A 15,833-nucleotide genomic window follows, 5' to 3' on the forward strand; every position below is an offset into this window, starting at 1 on the left:
CATCATCCTCTTCTACCTAGTCTATCTTTCATCATACCAAATGAATGGCTTTCCGCCAAAAGGTGCGAAAACAGACTACTTCTGGCGCGATTGCCTTGATTGGCAGTCGCTAAGTCGATAAAATCGACTTAGCCTAGGCCCTCAGGCTGCTTCGGCGACCCCTAAGTCGATAAAATCGACTTAGCCGAGCCTTCAGGCTGCTTCGGCGGACTCTAAGTCGATAAAATCGACTTAGCCCAGCCCTCAGGCTGCTTCGGTGGCCTCTAAGTCGATAAAATCGACTTAGCCCAGGCCCTCAGGCTGCTTCGGCGGCCCCTAAGTCGATAAAATCGACTTAGCCCGGCACTCTTGCTGCTTCGGCGGCCCCTAAGTCGATAAAATCGACTTAGCCCGGCACTCTTGCTGCTTCGGCGGCCCCTAAGTCGATAAAATCGACTTAGCCCAGGCCCTCAGGCTCCTTGGGCGGCCCCTAAGTCGATAAAATCGACTTAGCCCAGGCCTTCAGGCTGCTTCGGCGGACTCTAAGTCGATAAAATCGACTTAGCCTAGGCCCTCAGGCTGCTTCGGCGGCCCCTAAGTCGATAAAATCGACTTAACCGAGCCCTCAGGCTGCTTCGGCGGACTCTAAGTCGATAAAATCGACTTAGCCCAGGCCCTCAGGCTGCTTGGGCGGCCCCTAGCGGGGCCTCTCCGGGCGCAATCAACCATCCGTAAATCGACAAATATCGATTACAAAAAGGACAATCAGCTATTCAGCCGACTGCCCTCGTTAGATCTTACTTTTGACCGTAATAAGCGTTCGCTCCGTGTTTTCTTAGGAAATGACGATCCAGCAAGGTTTGATCCATAGGCTGAATCGATGGGTTCAAGTTGAACGTACGATACGCGATTTTCGCAACCTCTTCTAACACCACCGCGTTATGAACCGCATTGTGTGCGTCCTTACCCCAGCTAAATGGCGCATGGCAGTTCACAAGCACACTCGGCACCATGGCTGGATCTAATTCGCGGAACGTCTCAATGATGACATTACCTGTCTCCAATTCGTAAGCTCCTTGAATCTCAGCTTCTGTCAGGAGACGCGTGCACGGCACTTCACCGTAGAAGTAATCCGCATGCGTTGTGCCCAACGCTGGAATCCCGCGCCCCGCCTGCGCCCAGCTGGTAGCCCAAGGCGAATGCGTGTGAACGATGCCGCCGATCGATGGGAAAGCACGATACAACGCCAGATGCGTTGGCGTATCGGAAGATGGCTTCAATTTACCTTCCACAATGTTACCCTGCAGATCAACGACGACGAGGTCTTCTGCTTTCAAATCCTCATAAGGTACGCCGCTAGGCTTAATTACGACGAGTCCCTGCTCCCGATCGATTCCGCTGACATTGCCCCATGTAAAAGTAACCAGCCGATATTTGGGTAGATCTAAATTTGCTTCCAAGACTTGCTGTCTCAATTGATCTAGCACCTGAGCTCAACACCTTCCGATAAAATGTATATATGATATCTTCATTATACACTTGTACGTACATGTTAGCCAGATGTTTTGCAATCAATGGACATATAATTCAACTTGTATGTACAGCTTCCAAAACCTTTTTAAGAATGAATAATAGAGAAAACGATCGTCTTCCCATCCGACTCCAACCGTGTTTCCACCGAGTAGTTGCCGATTTGTGTCGTTGTTGTTTCAAGAACACCTTTCGCTGCTGCACGCGCGCACGCATCCGTAAATTGACGATTGAAAATGTCCGCATCATACCCGAACAGGAAATCTGTGAACTTGCGAATGCTTTCCGTATTGCGGGCAAGCACCCCGTCCTCCAGTCGGACCGTTACTCCGTACGTTGCAAACTGAGGATCCAACCAGAGCGAAGCTTCGTTGCTGTTGCGCGCTTCTGCCGTTGCCCCGCTCAAAGCCTGTCCTTTGGCTTCCGCATTCCGAAATAGACGCAGTGTTGTCTCTTCCAAATCGTAATTCGTCCCGCGCAGCTTACCTGCCTCTTCCATCACTTCGTACGCTTGCAGCATACGCTCATCTGGGAAAACGAGCTTCTTATAGCTGCCATCCTTGGTTGGCACGACTTTTATGAAAGCTTCGTTATCGTTTTTCACGCTTACGCGCTTCGATTTCGTCTGTAGACGTGTAATAATTTGCAGCGCTTCGGCACGAGTCACATATTGACCTACACCGAAGTAACCATTCGGATACCCTTCCATAATCCCTTTCGTCATCGACTCTCCGATAAACTTCTGCTGTCTGCTCGTTGCGCTCTGCAGATCACCGAAATGGGATGCAGCAGCAAGACTATACGTCTCGTCCTCCAAATATTCGGTTTCCTTCAATAAATAGTACAAAATCTCCGCGACATCTTCCCGCTTCAAAGAAGCTTTATAATCAGTGAATTGCCCTTTGCTAATAAAATGAAGATCACTAGCTAGATCCAAGTAAGGTTTAGCCCAGTAACCGACCGTATTCGGCTTAAACGTGAAATCCCGGTAGTCCTGCTGTAAAATATTTTGATTACCCGCACTCAACGTTTGCAAGAAGCTTGTCTTCCACTTCCGTTCACCATTCGGGAACTTATCTGTAAAGGCCAGCAGTACAATTTTCACAAATTGGTCTGCCGTTACGGTCTCATCAGGTCGAAAGGTTCCATCTGGAAATCCATCCAGCAAACCCTGCTGCACCATTTGAACGATCGTCTGCTCCGCCCAATGTCCCCCAATATCCTTGAATCCTGCTGCTTCAGTTCTACCTTGCAGGCTACCTATCGTTAATAGGCAACCGATTGTTGCTATCGTCAGCCATTTCGTCCATCGTTTCATCGCCATTTTCTCCACTTCTATCCAAATTTTCGGCACCCACTTCCACCATTCTCTAGGATAAGCCTTCTACTAGTCTTTGAGAACATGCTAAAAAGCCCATTCATCCAAGCAGGACAAGCCCCTCTTACTGGGACTATAGCCGTATAAAACACCAAAAAGACCCTGCCCTCTACTAGGTAGAAAGCAAGATCCACTATCTCGAACGATGATTAAATTTTTCTTTTCGCACCTGCTACCGCTTTGGCAGAGTTGTAATAACGCATCCAATCGACAATGTACATCATTTTAGCTAGGTAATCAGGTGCACTCCCTTGTAAATGACTGTACTGCTCTTCTTGCAACAGTTGGTGCAGCTCGTACCCCTTTGCATAAAGGGTCTTAGTGAATGCCTCTTCCGTTTGGGGCTTGTAAAGATCCGTTCCTCTGGAAAGCTCAATTTCTTCAATAATCGTGCCGCGATAGTAAGGGTAAACATTCACCTGCTGGCCCATATCGAGGTAAGCTAAACCTGTATATTCAAAAGGAAGCCAAATTAAATTCGTCTTCTTGTCTTCTAGCTTCACGGTGTACACTAAACCTAAGTTCAGGGCAATCGGCTGCGGATAATTACTTATTTGTCCGGATCGCAAATGATCTGCTATATGCTCAACGAAATTCATGCTGTTCTTCCTCTCCGAAGGATCTAGTCCTTCCTTCATATTGCGTGCTAAGGCGCTTTATTGTCAAGCTAGTCCGCATACGTTCTTCTACTATCTGTATCTTCGTTGGCAACGTTCCAGTTTCTACTCCTACTGTTCTCTTTCCTAGGTACAATTTCCTGCCAATTACGACCTAGCTCTTGAGTAAACCGTCGTTCGGATGATGGCATGAACAGACGCATGAACGAATACGCTCTGATGAGGCTTAAAGGCCGGGCGGCTTACGAATGATATGGGTAAAGTTTCTATTGGGGTAAATGAACTTTTCGCGATTTCATGCGTCTATATAGGAGAGGTGAGAGAATTGGAAACGACCGGTGTCCATGTATTTGATTATTTGAAGTACATCGCAGAAACAACTGATCAGAAGGTAATCCTACGCAATTTGATGGAAACCTACGGGAATGATGTGTGGAATTATGCATTCAGCATTTGTCGCAATAAAGATGCAGCCGACGATATCGCACAGGATGCTTTCTTAAAAGTATATCGCAATCTAACAACTTTCCGTGGTGAAGCTGCGGTCAAAACCTGGTTGCTTACGATAACCCGCAATACCGCTTATGATTATTTGCGCAAAGCATTTTGGCGCAAGGTGACCCTTGTTGGCTTCGTCCAATCGGGAGGAACCGCCAACTCGGCAGAAACCGAAGCGGTCGAGAATTTATATGCAAGTGAAATTTGGCAAAAGGTCATGTCTTTATCCTCTAAATATAGAGAAATTTTAATTCTACACGCGCATTATCAGATGACCACCAAGGAGATGGCAGCGATTCTAGCCATCTCGGAAGGAACGGTTAAATCCAGGCTTCACCACGCCAGACTTAAGGTTCTTAGTCTGAAGGAGCGTGAAGCGCTTGAAAACTCCTGAGCCGGATGACTTCCAGAAGCAATTGGAAGATGGCCCCCTTCAGCAGAAGGGGTTCACCTCCAAGCTTCAGCATGACATCGAGGAAACGATTCGACATAAGGAGCGAAACAAGTCCAAGGCGAAGCCTCTTCTCTGTGTCGCTGGTTTGGGTACTGTCTTGGCTGTTGTTCTTCTTTTCCCATGGCACACCATGCATACGCAAAGTGAGGCAGCTGCTCTCGAAGGGAAGCTGCTGAGTGCGGCGGTAACTGTATCTACGCCTCCTCCTGCTCCTATCAATACAGCGCTGCTAATTGGACTACGGACGGAGCACGAGTCTGCCGAAAGCGTTCCAGGACGCGCTCTGTCCCCCCTTCGCTACAGCACCTATCGGACGATGCTCATAGCACCCGTTCGGGGGCAATTGGAGAAAACCTCCGAAGGAACAGGCATTTTGATGCCTTATAAGCAAAATTTCTGGAAAATCGACTCTCTCACGCATACAACGAGCAAAGGTGAGTCTCACTATTTATCTGCTCATTTGGCGGATCAGCCTGTCAAGCCTGAACGCTTCGTAAATCCAGAGGATCAAGAGTTCAATCGTGTGGAAACACTGTTGTTTGCAGGCAACCAATATGTCTCCATCGCAGAATCCGAGGAAGCTTGGAATGGGAATGCACCTTATCATGCGGATCGCATCTGGGTGCGTACGCTCCCACAGCTAAAAGAAGCACGCACCATGCAATTCTACAAAAAGCCGGTGGACAAGAACCATGTATCCATTATGGATGTCTTTGGCACAAGTATGAATAATGAGCTTGCCTCGATGTCGAGAGTCGGAGACAATGCCCTTGGAGAGGTTTCTGGACAAAGCTGGACGGTGCAGCGTCAACCAGGCCAATGGGTTGGCAAAGTCGCAGAAACTCCTAAAGCTGGTTTATCTAGACCTGATTCTTACGTGCTTCGTGATTTCCCACGCGACCTGCCGGATAAAGTCGTCAATCACGACGATATCTGCTGTTCTTGGAACAATATCAAGTCCTCGTGGCCGGAAGCCACGGATGCACTAACATCACCGTTGGATGATATGCTCGTCATCTTTGAAGGAGATACGCTTAAATTCTACTCCTACGGACAGGCGCCTGGCAGTATTCCTCAGCTTACCCTAGATCTACAGCCTGGCGAGCAGCTCGTCATGGCACAATGGGCCACCGATCATTACGTCCAGGAATGGATCGACAAGGTCGAGCGCTATTTGTCACCTGAGACGGGGATCGTGAGTGCTGGAGGATCAGCGGGACTACAAGTGGAGGAGTATACCAAATCTCGCTAAAGTTAAACTGCAAAACCCGCTATGTCGACATCGACCTAGCGGGTTTTATTGCGGTTTCGGCTGCGCTGGTGGCTACCAGCCTTTGCAATCTCTCAGGCTTGTGATAGGAGCAATCCTACCTCAACCCATTCGATACTCGCTTCCACCCGGCTGCCCGCGCACCTTAACAAATTTAACTGGATTTTATGTAGCTAAATTTTGCTGATTATCTCTCAAACGCGAGAATAGCTGGATTTCCTACAGATAATTCCCGCTTAAGTCCACCCTATCGGCATTTCTGGCTATTTTAGCTGTACCTTTTCCATCTATTTGTTCGATTTCATGAAATACCGCTGAATTAGCTGTAAGTTTTCCATTTAGTTGAATCCCTCGCTGCCACCGGTTAGCCCTTCCTGCCCTGCACTCCTACAGAATAGCCCCTGTCTACCGCTTCTACTTACTTGACCTTGTACGCATCCATAAAGCCCTGAACAAAACGGGGATCCCACTGTGTCCCCTTCCCCTCGGCGAGAATGGCCATCGCCTTCTCGACAGGCATTCCCTTCCGATACGGCCGATCGGACGTCATCGCATCGAACGCATCAGCTACCGCAATGATGCGGCCGAACACAGGGATATCCTGGCCCTTCAGGCCATCTGGATATCCAGCGCCATCATAGCGCTCGTGATGCGAGCGCACGCCTGGAAGCAAAGGAGCCATCGCCTCGGCAGGCTCAATCTGCTTCAAAATCGACTCACCCAGATCCGGGTGAAGCTTGATTTGCTCGAATTCCTCTTCGGTTAATCGGCCATCCTTTAGTAGGACAGCATCGCGCACACCGATTTTGCCGATATCGTGCAGCAGCGCTGTTTTGTTCAACCAATCGAGCTCCTGCTCGCTCAGGTTCACTGTTCGTCCGATCAGCAATGAGTACTTAGCGACGCGTGTTGAATGCCCTGCCGTGTAAGCATCTCGAGCATCAAGCGCTGCTGCAAGTGTGGCGTAATAGCTCTGGAGGAGCTGATTGTTCATTTTTTCACGGGCATCGAGGCCCTTCACCATATGGTTAAAACCCGCAAACAATCGCGAAAACTCATCCGAGTATAAGTCAGAGGCCCTTACTTTGAGATCACCGGACTGAACTTGCTTCATCACTCGATGTAAATCTTCAATCGGCTGTTGAATATCTGTTGCCAGCATGCGTGCACCTAAGGAGGAGAAACCTACGCCCAGCAACAGAATAATCGCCGCCCATTTCCAATAATCAGCAATCAGCTCGGAAGAATCCACGCTTGTGCTCAACCGAATTTGCGTGGCTAAGCTAAAAAGAAATAACGGCATCGTGCCAATAAGAAACGCACTAAGCTGGAACTTCCGCTGAATCGATACGATGACGCGTCCATCCAACGAGACGTCTTCCCCATAAAGCCGCTGACCCAGCTCGCGAATATGTATCAGCATGGGCCGAATGGCTTGCGCCGTCGTAAAAAACTCAAGTAAAGCATGCATACTAGCAATCAGTATGGCCCCTATGCCCGCCAGCCCGACATAAAAAGCAGGCAGCGTCAACCAACCCCACGCAATCCCTAATCTTGCTATGGTCATAGCAGGAATAGATAACCCCAGAAAGTGCGGCCCCATGATCCGCATCACCGACAACGCAGGAAATCGATGTGTTTGTAAGTATGCCGCACGAATCGTCGCCAGCGACGGCGTCTCTTGACCTACCATTTCGCGAATCGGTCTAATGTGCCTCCGAAACACTAGAAACTCGGCAAGCATCATCACGCATAACGAAGAAATCATGATAATAAAAACACGGAACAATTCAACGCTCGTAATCGTGAGCGTCGTCGAAATAATGACCCCGCCTACAACAAGCACAGCAATACCCGAACCCATCATATAATTTCGCAAAAGATCTCGTAGAAATTTCCTATATATGAGCATACAACACCCGCCTCTATCAAAAACTATCCTCACTGCGAAGTAGACTCGCATCACCTCTATTGTACCGTAATCCGGCATTCTCCGCTCGATATCTCTAGTAGAATCACTACCTACTAGCTGTTCTGGCAAAAGGAAAAGCCACACTCTACAGTTAAGAGTGTGGCTTTGATTGTTTGGGCCTGTGTCCGGGGCCTTAGCGCCCTTTTTGGGCGTTACGCGGGCCAGAAGCACGCAGTTGCCAGGTCCGCCTTGCCTTTAAGGCCTTTTTCGGGCCTTATAGACGGTCGCGGGGCTACGGCGCGGGGCTTTAGTGCCCTTTTTGGGTGTTATGCGGGCCAGAAGCGCGCAGTTGCCAGGTCCGCCTTGCCTTTAAGGCCCTTTTTGGGCCTTATAGACGATCGCGGGGCTACGGCGCGGGGCTTTAGTGCCCTTTTTGGGCGTTATGCGGGCCAGAAGCGCGCAGTTGCCAGGTCCGCCTTGCCTTTTAGGCCTTTTTTGGGCCTTACAGACGGTAGCGGGTCAAGCGCGCCGGGTTTAAGCGCCCTTTTTGGGCCTTATGCGGGCCAGAACACGCGGTAGCCAGGTCCGCCTAGCCTTTAAGGTCCTTTTTGGCCTTACAGACGCCCGCCTCCATCCTTACCCCTCCCGCTTCAACGTCGGGTCGGCATCCGTCCCTAGGAACGCGCGCGCCAAGTCGGTCACGCTTTTGCCCGTGAGCGTCTGGGTGATTTCCGGCACCTGGGCGATCATTTTGGCGATATCGCCGGTGATTCGATTCACCCCAGACGTCGAACCGTCCTGCGAGATCACAGTGATTTTGTCCACGTTGCTAAGCGGTGCCGCAATCTTCTCCGCAAGCTCCGGCAGGATGCGGAGAATTTCCACCGTCACCGCCGCCTGCGTGTACTGCTTGTAGGCTTCGGCTTTTTTCTCCAGCGCCTCCGCTTCCGCAAGCCCCGCTAGGCGCACGACCTCCGCGTTGGCCTTCCCTTTGGCAAGCTCCGCTTCTGCCGTGGCTTCGCCGCGCTTTCTCGTCGACTCCGCATCCGCCTCGGCTTCAAGAATTTGCCTCTGCTTGCTCACCTCAGCGCGCATAATTGCCGCCAGCTTCTCCGCTTCGGCTGGCTTAATGACAGAAGCCTCGAGCTCCTTCTGCTTCAGCTCGACCTCGATCTGGCGAACGGTTTTGTTCGCCTCTGCTTCCATCTGACGGATACGCACTTGTTCCGTCACGAGCAGCTGCTGAATTTGCTTTTGCTTCAATTCGTAGGCCAAATCTGCTTCCGCCTGACGACTCGTCGTCTCTTGCTTGAACTCAGCTTCCTTCATGCTGAGCTCCTTGCGGTACTGGGCCTCCTTCGCCGACGCGGCACTTTCCGCTTCAATGGTCAATTGATGCGCTTCTGCCTTGCGAATAGCCGACTCCTTCTCCGTATCCGCCTGCCGAATTTGAATATCCCGCTCTACTTCAGCTTTAGCAATGCTAGCGCTTTTGCGAATCCGCTCAACCTCAGGTACACCCAAGTTCTCGATGTAGCCCTGATCATCCGCTACCCGCTTCAACACGAAGGAAATGAGGTTAAGCCCCATTTTATCCAAATCCTCTGAACACGTTTCTCTCATCTTGCTGTTGAGCTCATCCGGGTTCTTGAGAATGGATTCTACCGTCAATTGCCCGACTAACCCCCGTAAATGCCCCTCTACGGAATGCAAAATCATCGCTTCCCGCTCAGCCATCGTATGGTCGAGAAATTGCTCGGAAGCGGTTGCGATCGCGATCGGATCACTTTGGATTTTGATTTGAGCGACGGCTTCGATTTTGAGACGAATACCTTGCAGCGAGAACATCGGCTGATCTGGCTTCACGTCAAAGCTCGTAAGCATCATGGAGATGGTTTTGTAGCTCTGAAAGCCTGGGATCACGAACGTCCCGCCGCCTTGTACGACCCTTTTGCCCCCTAAACCATACACGATCATAGCTTCATTCGGCGGCACTTTCTTATACGCTTTGACAATCGAAGCCAGTAAGATGAAAACAACAACTACTATAGCAACTACCATAATAAGCACAGAATACATCATATCTGCCGTACCTCCCCATCATTCAAATTCACTAAATTCCGTCACCGTAGCAACACCTTTGCTTATGTTCAAAATAACAACCTTCGCCCCTTTGGCCAGGGACTCACCGTTCTCTGAACGAACACTGATGGAGCGTGTTGTTCCTTGGAGCACATACACCATTTCACCCATGCCTTTCCCGATAATCGGAACCGTAAGCTTTCCCAACTGACCGCTAAGCTCAAAATCGCTCTCCTTCATGCTGTCATCATGCTTATAAATGACCTTGGCGTACAACAGAAAGAAGAGCCACGCCATCACAAGACCGGCAGCAATGGCAAGGAGAAGAATGAGTACACCACTCGTCATGCCGACCTTGTTAAGGATGTACCCCATGCCGCCGAACACGGTCAAACCCGCGAGCAGCGAGGACATATTGAACCAAGATGGGCCGTTATGCCCGTGTCCATGCGTACCGCCCGCATCGCCATGCAGCTCGAAGCTGTCCACACCGAAGAGTGTGATGAGCAACGTAAGTACAAGACCAACAAAAAAACAAACAATAAACAACGTCATCATCGGCTTTACCTCCCACATAAATATAGACGAATTTGGTAATAAAAGGTTTCGTTTCTGAAAATTAAGGAGTTGCTAGCGCATCCTTCTAATACTTCTTGCGTATAATCATTCGATGACTTATCGTTAATTCTATTAAAACGAAGGAGTAGATTATCCCATGCACACAAAAAAATGGACTTGGTTAATTTCGGCAGCGCTGGTAATCATGATGTTGACGCTAACGGGTTGTCAATCAATACAAGGCTTGGAACTCGGAAAAGCCATTCAAAATGGCGCGAACGTGAAGTCGTCCGAGTCAAAAGGCACGCTGCAGCTTGAGCTTATTCCTGGCGATACCTCAAAACTCACAGCAGAGGAAAAAGCAGCGCTGGCTGCCTTACAAAATGTGAAGGTTGAGCTTGCTGTAAAAACGCAGGATAGCCAGCACCTGTCCGTGGACGGAACAATTATTTACAGTAAAGGCACGATTCCTTTCAACGTTGCCACGGAAGGCACGAAGATCAATCTACATATTCAAGGCGCGCAAAAGCCGATTGTTATTGATCTTTTAGGCGGCGCCAATATTTCTTTCTTATCGTTCCTACCAAAAGCGGTCCAAGAACAATTCGGCAACAAAATACTTGAGATTAAACCAGCACTCGTCGGCCTTATTTTAGGTAACTCACCTGACCCAGCTCGTCTATCGATTGCACCGGTTACAGATAAAGTGAATGGCGAATCGCTTTCTTTGCAAAAAGCACACATAGAGCTTAGCGGCACTGAGTTGGCTTCCCTTCTGCAAAAGCTGCTTGCTAACGTTCTTGCAGACGAAGCTGGCCTCAAAGAAGTACTTAGCCAGTTGTACGATGCGCTCTCCCCTGTGATCCAAGAGCAAATTCAAGCAGGTGATAAAAGCATTACACTGCAGCTTCTAACGAACAAAGATCTGACACTTGGCTTCGTGTACTCCCCGATTCACAATTACCTTGCGGGGTTAACCGATTCCATAGATCCAACAAACGATATGTTTAGTGCTAATGCCTCACTTCAAGCAGATGTTTACATCGATGCTGATAAACAAGTTCGTAAGCAAAGCTTAGCGATCAACATGCCACTTACTAAATCAAAAAATGGCGCTTCCGCGATGAAGATTTCCTATGTAGGTGAATCTTGGAATTTGAATAAACCGGTTACGGCGAGCACGATTAATACGTCTGGTGCACTTCAACTTAAGCTAGATGCCACTGCGATCTATAAGGTGCTTGCTAATCAAGATAAGCAATCCTCCTTATACAAAATGCTTAAAGACGATCTGAAGGTGACGAAAAAAGATATTAATATGGCTACCGACGGGGCAGGCGCAACAGAAGATGCACCACAGCCATTCATTAATGCGAATGGGACAACAATGGTTCCGGTTCGCTTCGTTTCCGAACAGCTTGGCGCTGAGGTCGGTTGGAATGGCGAGCTGCGACAAGTGACGATTACAGATTTTGTAACTGGGAAAACGATCCTTTTAACGTTGGATAGCAAAAACGCAACGGTAAATGGCGCATCTGCTCCAGAACTAGAAAGCGCGGCTACACTTTCCAACAACTCTACTTACGTACCAATTCGCTTCATTGCGGAGCAGCTCGGCTGTGTCGTATCTTTCAATGACAAGACGCGTGTCGTCACGATCCACCGAGACTAAAACAGAAATAAGACCCATAGGCGATCACCCTTTTCGAACAGCTGAATAGTCTAGTATTGAACCTAGGCAAAAAGCCTGCTGCATGACGCAGTCGTACGAGAAGGAGTGATCGTTTTATGTATACAAATCCTATGCATCCCCATGGGCATCAAGGCCATCATGGACAGCAAGGACATCACGTTGTGTATCAAGCAGAACCCAATTGGCAGCACATGATGAAGCAAAAAAGAGACGGCATCATGCATGCTCTTCATCCGCATATGGGCCGCAAGGTCCGTATCACCACGATCGATGGGCATACGCATGAAGGTGTCCTGATTAATGCAGATGGTCACCACGTGTATCTTCATGTAGACCATCATGGTCACGGACATAACCCACACCACAGACCGATTTATACACCAGCGCAATATAACCAAATTATTACACTCGTGCTCTTTGAACTATTGGTTATTCTATTGCTTGCCTAAAACAAAAAGGCTCGCTCCTCAAGGTCCTCATAGGCCAAGTGGAGTGAGCTTTTCTACTGTTGCTGGATGGACCGTTGGGGGAATCAATATCCGATCTGCCTAAGATTTCAACCCCGCCTCTCGTTGCTACCGTTCTGAAAATAACTCTGATGTTTTTTCTGAAAAGTGGAATAAGCTTCCCTAATAATGGATATATTATCAAAGCTGCGTTAATGACTTACAAGCTCACCGGAACGATTTGATTCCGCTGATGAGGAGCGCAGGCACAAATTATTGTTGGAGGTTTATGAACACATGGAAACTGGTACGGTGAAATGGTTTAACGCAGAAAAAGGATTTGGATTTATCGAAATGGAAGGCGGCAATGACGTATTCGTTCATTTCAGCGCCATTACTGGGGAAGGTTTCAAAAGCTTGGATGAAGGCCAACGTGTGCAATTTGAAGTTGTTCAAGGTAACCGCGGACCGCAAGCTGAAAATGTAGTCAAGCTGTAGTCCTTCATCACATATTGCTTTAACTGCTTGCGCGTCAGAGTCAATTATGACAAGGAGGAGTTCGATTGTACTTTTCAAAAAAATCATTGGAACCAGTACCGGAGGAACAAACCAGCATCTGGACCTGCAGCACTGAACAGTGCTCTTGCTGGATGAGAGATAACTTTTCATTCGCGGATAGTCCCGCATGTCCGATTTGCAATTCATCCATGGTCAAGGATTTAAAGATGCTCCCCACCTTATCGAACACAAGCAGCAGGCGATGAATGCGTGATCGTTTGTAACGAAAAAGCTCTCACCGACTCCTATTGGAGTGGTTGAGAGCTTTTTCGTTGTTCGATGTGATACATTTGACAGACACGCTCACCTTACTTAATCTGCCTTCGGATGGACCATTTCTTCGGGACGGACGTAGCTGTCGAATTGCTCGGCCGTTAAGTAGCCGCTGCGAACAGCTGACTCCTTGAGGGTCAACCCTTCCTTGTGAGCTTGCTTCGCAATGCTGGCTGCCTTCTCATACCCAATATACGGGTTGAGGGCTGTAACCAGCATTAGCGATTGCTCGAGATTGCGCTGAATCACCGCGCGATTCGGCTCCATGCCTGCGAGGCAATGATCGTTGAACGAGCGCATGCTGTCGGCCAGCAGCCGCACGGACTGCAGGAAGTTGTGTATTATGACGGGCTTGAACACGTTCAGCTCGAAATTGCCTTGACTAGCGGCGAAGCCGATGGATGCATCGTTGCCCATCACCTGGCATACGACCATCGTCATCGCTTCGCTTTGCGTGGGGTTGACCTTGCCCGGCATGATCGAGCTGCCGGGCTCGTTCTCCGGAATCGTGATCTCACCGATTCCGCAGCGGGGACCGCTCGATAGCCAGCGAACATCGTTGGCTATCTTCATTAAATTCGCCGCCAACGCCTTAAGCGCGCCGTGGGCGTAGACGATCTGATCATGGCTGGTCAGCGCATGATATTTGTTCTCGGCCGAGACGAAGCGCGTGCCCGTCTCGCGAGTCAGGGCTTCGGCGACGCGGGCGCCGAACTCGGGATGCGCGTTCAGCCCCGTGCCGACGGCTGTGCCGCCGATCGCGAGCTCGCGCATCGTATCCACGGCGCTGCGCACCATGCGCGCCGTCATGTCCAGCATCGCCCACCACCCGCTGATCTCCTGCCCCAGCGTCAGCGGGGTAGCGTCCTGCAGGTGGGTGCGGCCGATCTTGACGATGTCGGCGAAGGCCGACATCTTGGTGTACAGCGTCGCCTGCAGCAGCTCCAGCGCAGGCAAGAGCTCTTGCTCTACAGCGATGACACCGGCCACGTGCATCGCCGTAGGGAACGTATCGTTCGAGCTCTGCGAACGATTCACATCATCGTTGGGATGGATGCGCGCGCCATCCCCGAGCAGTTCGCTGCCTCGGCGAGCGATCACCTCGTTGACATTCATGTTCGACTGCGTCCCGCTGCCCGTCTGCCAGACGACAAGCGGGAACTCGTCGTTCCAGCGGCCCTGCACGATTTCATCGGCTGCTTGCGAGATCGCCTCCGCTTTCTCCGATGGCAAGCCGCCGAGGTCGCGGTTTACGTGTGCGGCTGCTTTTTTGAGCAGCGCAAAGGCACTAATCAACCGCACCGGCATCCGCTCGGTGCCGATTTTGAAATTTTCGTAGCTACGCTGGGTCTGAGCCCCCCATAACTTATCCACAGGCACTCTGATTTCGCCCATGGTATCACGTTCTAATCTGTATTCTTGCGACATACATGCCCTCCTTGGTCTTTCGAAACGATTTCATCTTTATTCTGTACTCACGAATACCCACACTTTGGTAGCATAAACACGCCTCGCATAGTTTCCCCCATTATTGGCTTGTTATGAGCTGCAACTGGTTATCCTATTAACAAGCGAGCTATAATGGTGGATATTAGGTAATGCCCAAAGCTGTCTTGTGCTCTCCCACCGAGTTGTATTTGGTACAACTTTATGTTTAAAATTGTGCAAAATTCGTACGAATGTTGTAGTTAATACAACATTTTGAGCCGATTTGGGCGTATTTGATGAAAATAGGACAATAATGTTGTACAAAGTACATCATTCCTGCTATTTCATTGATTTTCTAACGATAATGTTGCATGAAATGCAACATTCGCTGACTGAGCGAGGGGGGCTGGGACACGATCTGGGTTTGGTTTGGTCTGGTTTGGTCTGGTTTGGTTTGGTTTGGTCTGGTTTGGTCTGGTTTGGTATAGTTTGGTCTGGTCTGGTCTGGTTTCCTTTGGTCTGGTCTGGTCTGGTCTGGTCTGGTCTGGTCTGGTCTGGTCTGGTCTGGTCTGGACTAGGCTCTTGCCCTGTCCCTGGCTCTGGCCCTAGCCCTAGCCCTAGCTTTTACTCTGACCTGAACCAAGCTCCAGTTCCGCCCCAGGCTCAAATACAGCCCCAGCTATCCGCCTGCTTCAGTCACTCACGACAACTAAACAAAAGGAGATACAATTATGGAAACAAAACTAGCAATCATCGTCCGTTCCACAGAGATTGATGTAAATGGACATGTGAATAATGCGAAATATTTGGAGTATCTCGAATGGGGGCGTGAGGAGTGGTATGAGGCCTGTGGGCTATCTTACGAGACTTTTGGTGACCTAGTGATTCAGACAGTAACGGTGAATATCAACATTAATTACCGCAAAGAATGCAAGCAAGGGGAACACCTAACCGTCAGCTGCCGACCTGAGCGAATGGGTCGTTCGAGCTATGTACTGCAGCAAGAGATCCGCAACCAACAAGGTGAGCTGTGCGCCGATGCACTCGTCACGAGTGTAACGATGGACAGTATAACGCGTACAAGCCGGGAGGCCCCGGCGGAGTTAAGGAAGTATTTTGCCTAAGAAGCCCTATCGGTTGCACCTCTCTTTTAACTA

At 49.6% G+C, this 15,833-nt stretch carries 14 protein-coding genes; 7 read left to right on the forward strand and 7 right to left on the reverse strand.

Annotation, left to right across the window (positions count from 1 at the left end):
• Positions 1–776: 776 nt before the first annotated feature.
• The 3 genes from araD to AC58QC_RS19370 all read right to left on the reverse strand — a co-directional run bounded on the left by araD (position 777) and on the right by AC58QC_RS19370 (position 3,486).
• Positions 777–1,466: an L-ribulose-5-phosphate 4-epimerase gene (araD, locus tag AC58QC_RS19360; protein WP_497416743.1), complete on the reverse strand. Its 690-nt coding sequence runs from the start codon at positions 1,464–1,466 to the stop codon at positions 777–779.
• A 131-nt stretch (positions 1,467–1,597) separates the two neighbouring features.
• Positions 1,598–2,863, reverse strand: a complete 1,266-nt coding sequence (locus AC58QC_RS19365; RefSeq protein ID WP_497416744.1) for an S-layer homology domain-containing protein — start codon at positions 2,861–2,863, stop codon at positions 1,598–1,600.
• 173 nt (positions 2,864–3,036) lie between these two features.
• Complete coding sequence (locus AC58QC_RS19370; RefSeq protein ID WP_497416745.1) at positions 3,037–3,486, reverse strand: hypothetical protein; 450 nt, start codon at positions 3,484–3,486, stop codon at positions 3,037–3,039.
• Between the two features lie 343 nt (positions 3,487–3,829).
• On the opposite strand from AC58QC_RS19370, the gene AC58QC_RS19375 reads away from it, so the two are divergent.
• Both AC58QC_RS19375 and AC58QC_RS19380 read left to right on the forward strand, forming a co-directional pair.
• Positions 3,830–4,396: an RNA polymerase sigma factor gene (locus tag AC58QC_RS19375; protein ID WP_497416746.1), complete on the forward strand. Its 567-nt coding sequence runs from the start codon at positions 3,830–3,832 to the stop codon at positions 4,394–4,396.
• Positions 4,383–5,708 carry a hypothetical protein gene (locus tag AC58QC_RS19380; protein ID WP_497416747.1) on the forward strand — a complete coding sequence of 442 codons (1,326 nt, stop codon included), beginning with the start codon at positions 4,383–4,385 and terminating at the stop codon, positions 5,706–5,708. The genes AC58QC_RS19375 and AC58QC_RS19380 overlap by 14 nt, the downstream gene beginning before the upstream one ends.
• Positions 5,709–6,144: 436 nt before the next feature.
• On the opposite strand, the gene AC58QC_RS19385 is transcribed toward AC58QC_RS19380, so the two are convergent.
• From AC58QC_RS19385 to AC58QC_RS19395, 3 genes are all read right to left on the reverse strand, one after another.
• Positions 6,145–7,638: an HD domain-containing phosphohydrolase gene (locus AC58QC_RS19385; protein ID WP_497416748.1), complete on the reverse strand. Its 1,494-nt coding sequence runs from the start codon at positions 7,636–7,638 to the stop codon at positions 6,145–6,147.
• 636 nt (positions 7,639–8,274) lie between these two features.
• A complete protein-coding gene (locus AC58QC_RS19390; RefSeq protein WP_477589095.1) occupies positions 8,275–9,720 on the reverse strand; it encodes a flotillin family protein in 1,446 nt (481 codons plus the stop codon).
• A gap of 18 nt (positions 9,721–9,738) precedes the next feature.
• Positions 9,739–10,278, reverse strand: coding sequence for an NfeD family membrane protein (locus AC58QC_RS19395; protein ID WP_497416749.1), 540 nt, complete (start codon positions 10,276–10,278; stop codon positions 9,739–9,741).
• 157 nt (positions 10,279–10,435) lie between these two features.
• Here AC58QC_RS19395 and AC58QC_RS19400 point away from each other — a divergent pair, with 157 nt between their 5' ends.
• The 4 genes from AC58QC_RS19400 (at position 10,436) to AC58QC_RS19415 (ending at position 13,181) form a co-directional block, all read left to right on the forward strand.
• Positions 10,436–11,950, forward strand: coding sequence for a copper amine oxidase N-terminal domain-containing protein (locus tag AC58QC_RS19400; RefSeq protein WP_497416750.1), 1,515 nt, complete (start codon positions 10,436–10,438; stop codon positions 11,948–11,950).
• Between the two features lie 116 nt (positions 11,951–12,066).
• Positions 12,067–12,420 carry a hypothetical protein gene (locus AC58QC_RS19405; RefSeq protein WP_497416751.1) on the forward strand — a complete coding sequence of 118 codons (354 nt, stop codon included), beginning with the start codon at positions 12,067–12,069 and terminating at the stop codon, positions 12,418–12,420.
• A gap of 294 nt (positions 12,421–12,714) precedes the next feature.
• The gene (locus AC58QC_RS19410; RefSeq protein WP_028555458.1) at positions 12,715–12,915 is read left to right on the forward strand and encodes a cold-shock protein; all 201 of its coding nucleotides are present in this window, start codon (positions 12,715–12,717) and stop codon (positions 12,913–12,915) included.
• Between the two features lie 65 nt (positions 12,916–12,980).
• Positions 12,981–13,181: a cold-shock protein gene (locus tag AC58QC_RS19415; RefSeq protein WP_082562262.1), complete on the forward strand. Its 201-nt coding sequence runs from the start codon at positions 12,981–12,983 to the stop codon at positions 13,179–13,181.
• Positions 13,182–13,287: 106 nt separating this feature from the next.
• Here AC58QC_RS19415 and fumC read toward each other — a convergent pair whose 3' ends face one another.
• A complete protein-coding gene (fumC, locus tag AC58QC_RS19420) occupies positions 13,288–14,676 on the reverse strand; it encodes a class II fumarate hydratase (protein WP_497416752.1) in 1,389 nt (462 codons plus the stop codon).
• Between the two features lie 731 nt (positions 14,677–15,407).
• Between fumC and AC58QC_RS19425 the strand changes: the two genes are divergently transcribed.
• Positions 15,408–15,800, forward strand: coding sequence for an acyl-CoA thioesterase (locus tag AC58QC_RS19425; protein ID WP_497416753.1), 393 nt, complete (start codon positions 15,408–15,410; stop codon positions 15,798–15,800).
• Positions 15,801–15,833 lie beyond the last annotated feature (33 nt).

The organism is Paenibacillus sp. J22P51, from assembly GCF_059692215.1.

Coding starts and splice junctions, on each gene's coding strand:
- AC58QC_RS19395 (WP_497416749.1), bottom strand. CDS start 10,278: ATGATGACGTTGTTTATTGTTTGTTTTTTTGTTGGTCTTGTACTTACG.
- AC58QC_RS19390 (WP_477589095.1), bottom strand. CDS start 9,720: ATGATGTATTCTGTGCTTATTATGGTAGTTGCTATAGTAGTTGTTGTT.
- AC58QC_RS19400 (WP_497416750.1), top strand. CDS start 10,436: ATGCACACAAAAAAATGGACTTGGTTAATTTCGGCAGCGCTGGTAATC.
- AC58QC_RS19410 (WP_028555458.1), top strand. CDS start 12,715: ATGGAAACTGGTACGGTGAAATGGTTTAACGCAGAAAAAGGATTTGGA.
- fumC (WP_497416752.1), bottom strand. CDS start 14,676: ATGTCGCAAGAATACAGATTAGAACGTGATACCATGGGCGAAATCAGA.
- AC58QC_RS19405 (WP_497416751.1), top strand. CDS start 12,067: ATGTATACAAATCCTATGCATCCCCATGGGCATCAAGGCCATCATGGA.
- AC58QC_RS19425 (WP_497416753.1), top strand. CDS start 15,408: ATGGAAACAAAACTAGCAATCATCGTCCGTTCCACAGAGATTGATGTA.
- AC58QC_RS19385 (WP_497416748.1), bottom strand. CDS start 7,638: ATGCTCATATATAGGAAATTTCTACGAGATCTTTTGCGAAATTATATG.
- AC58QC_RS19370 (WP_497416745.1), bottom strand. CDS start 3,486: ATGAATTTCGTTGAGCATATAGCAGATCATTTGCGATCCGGACAAATA.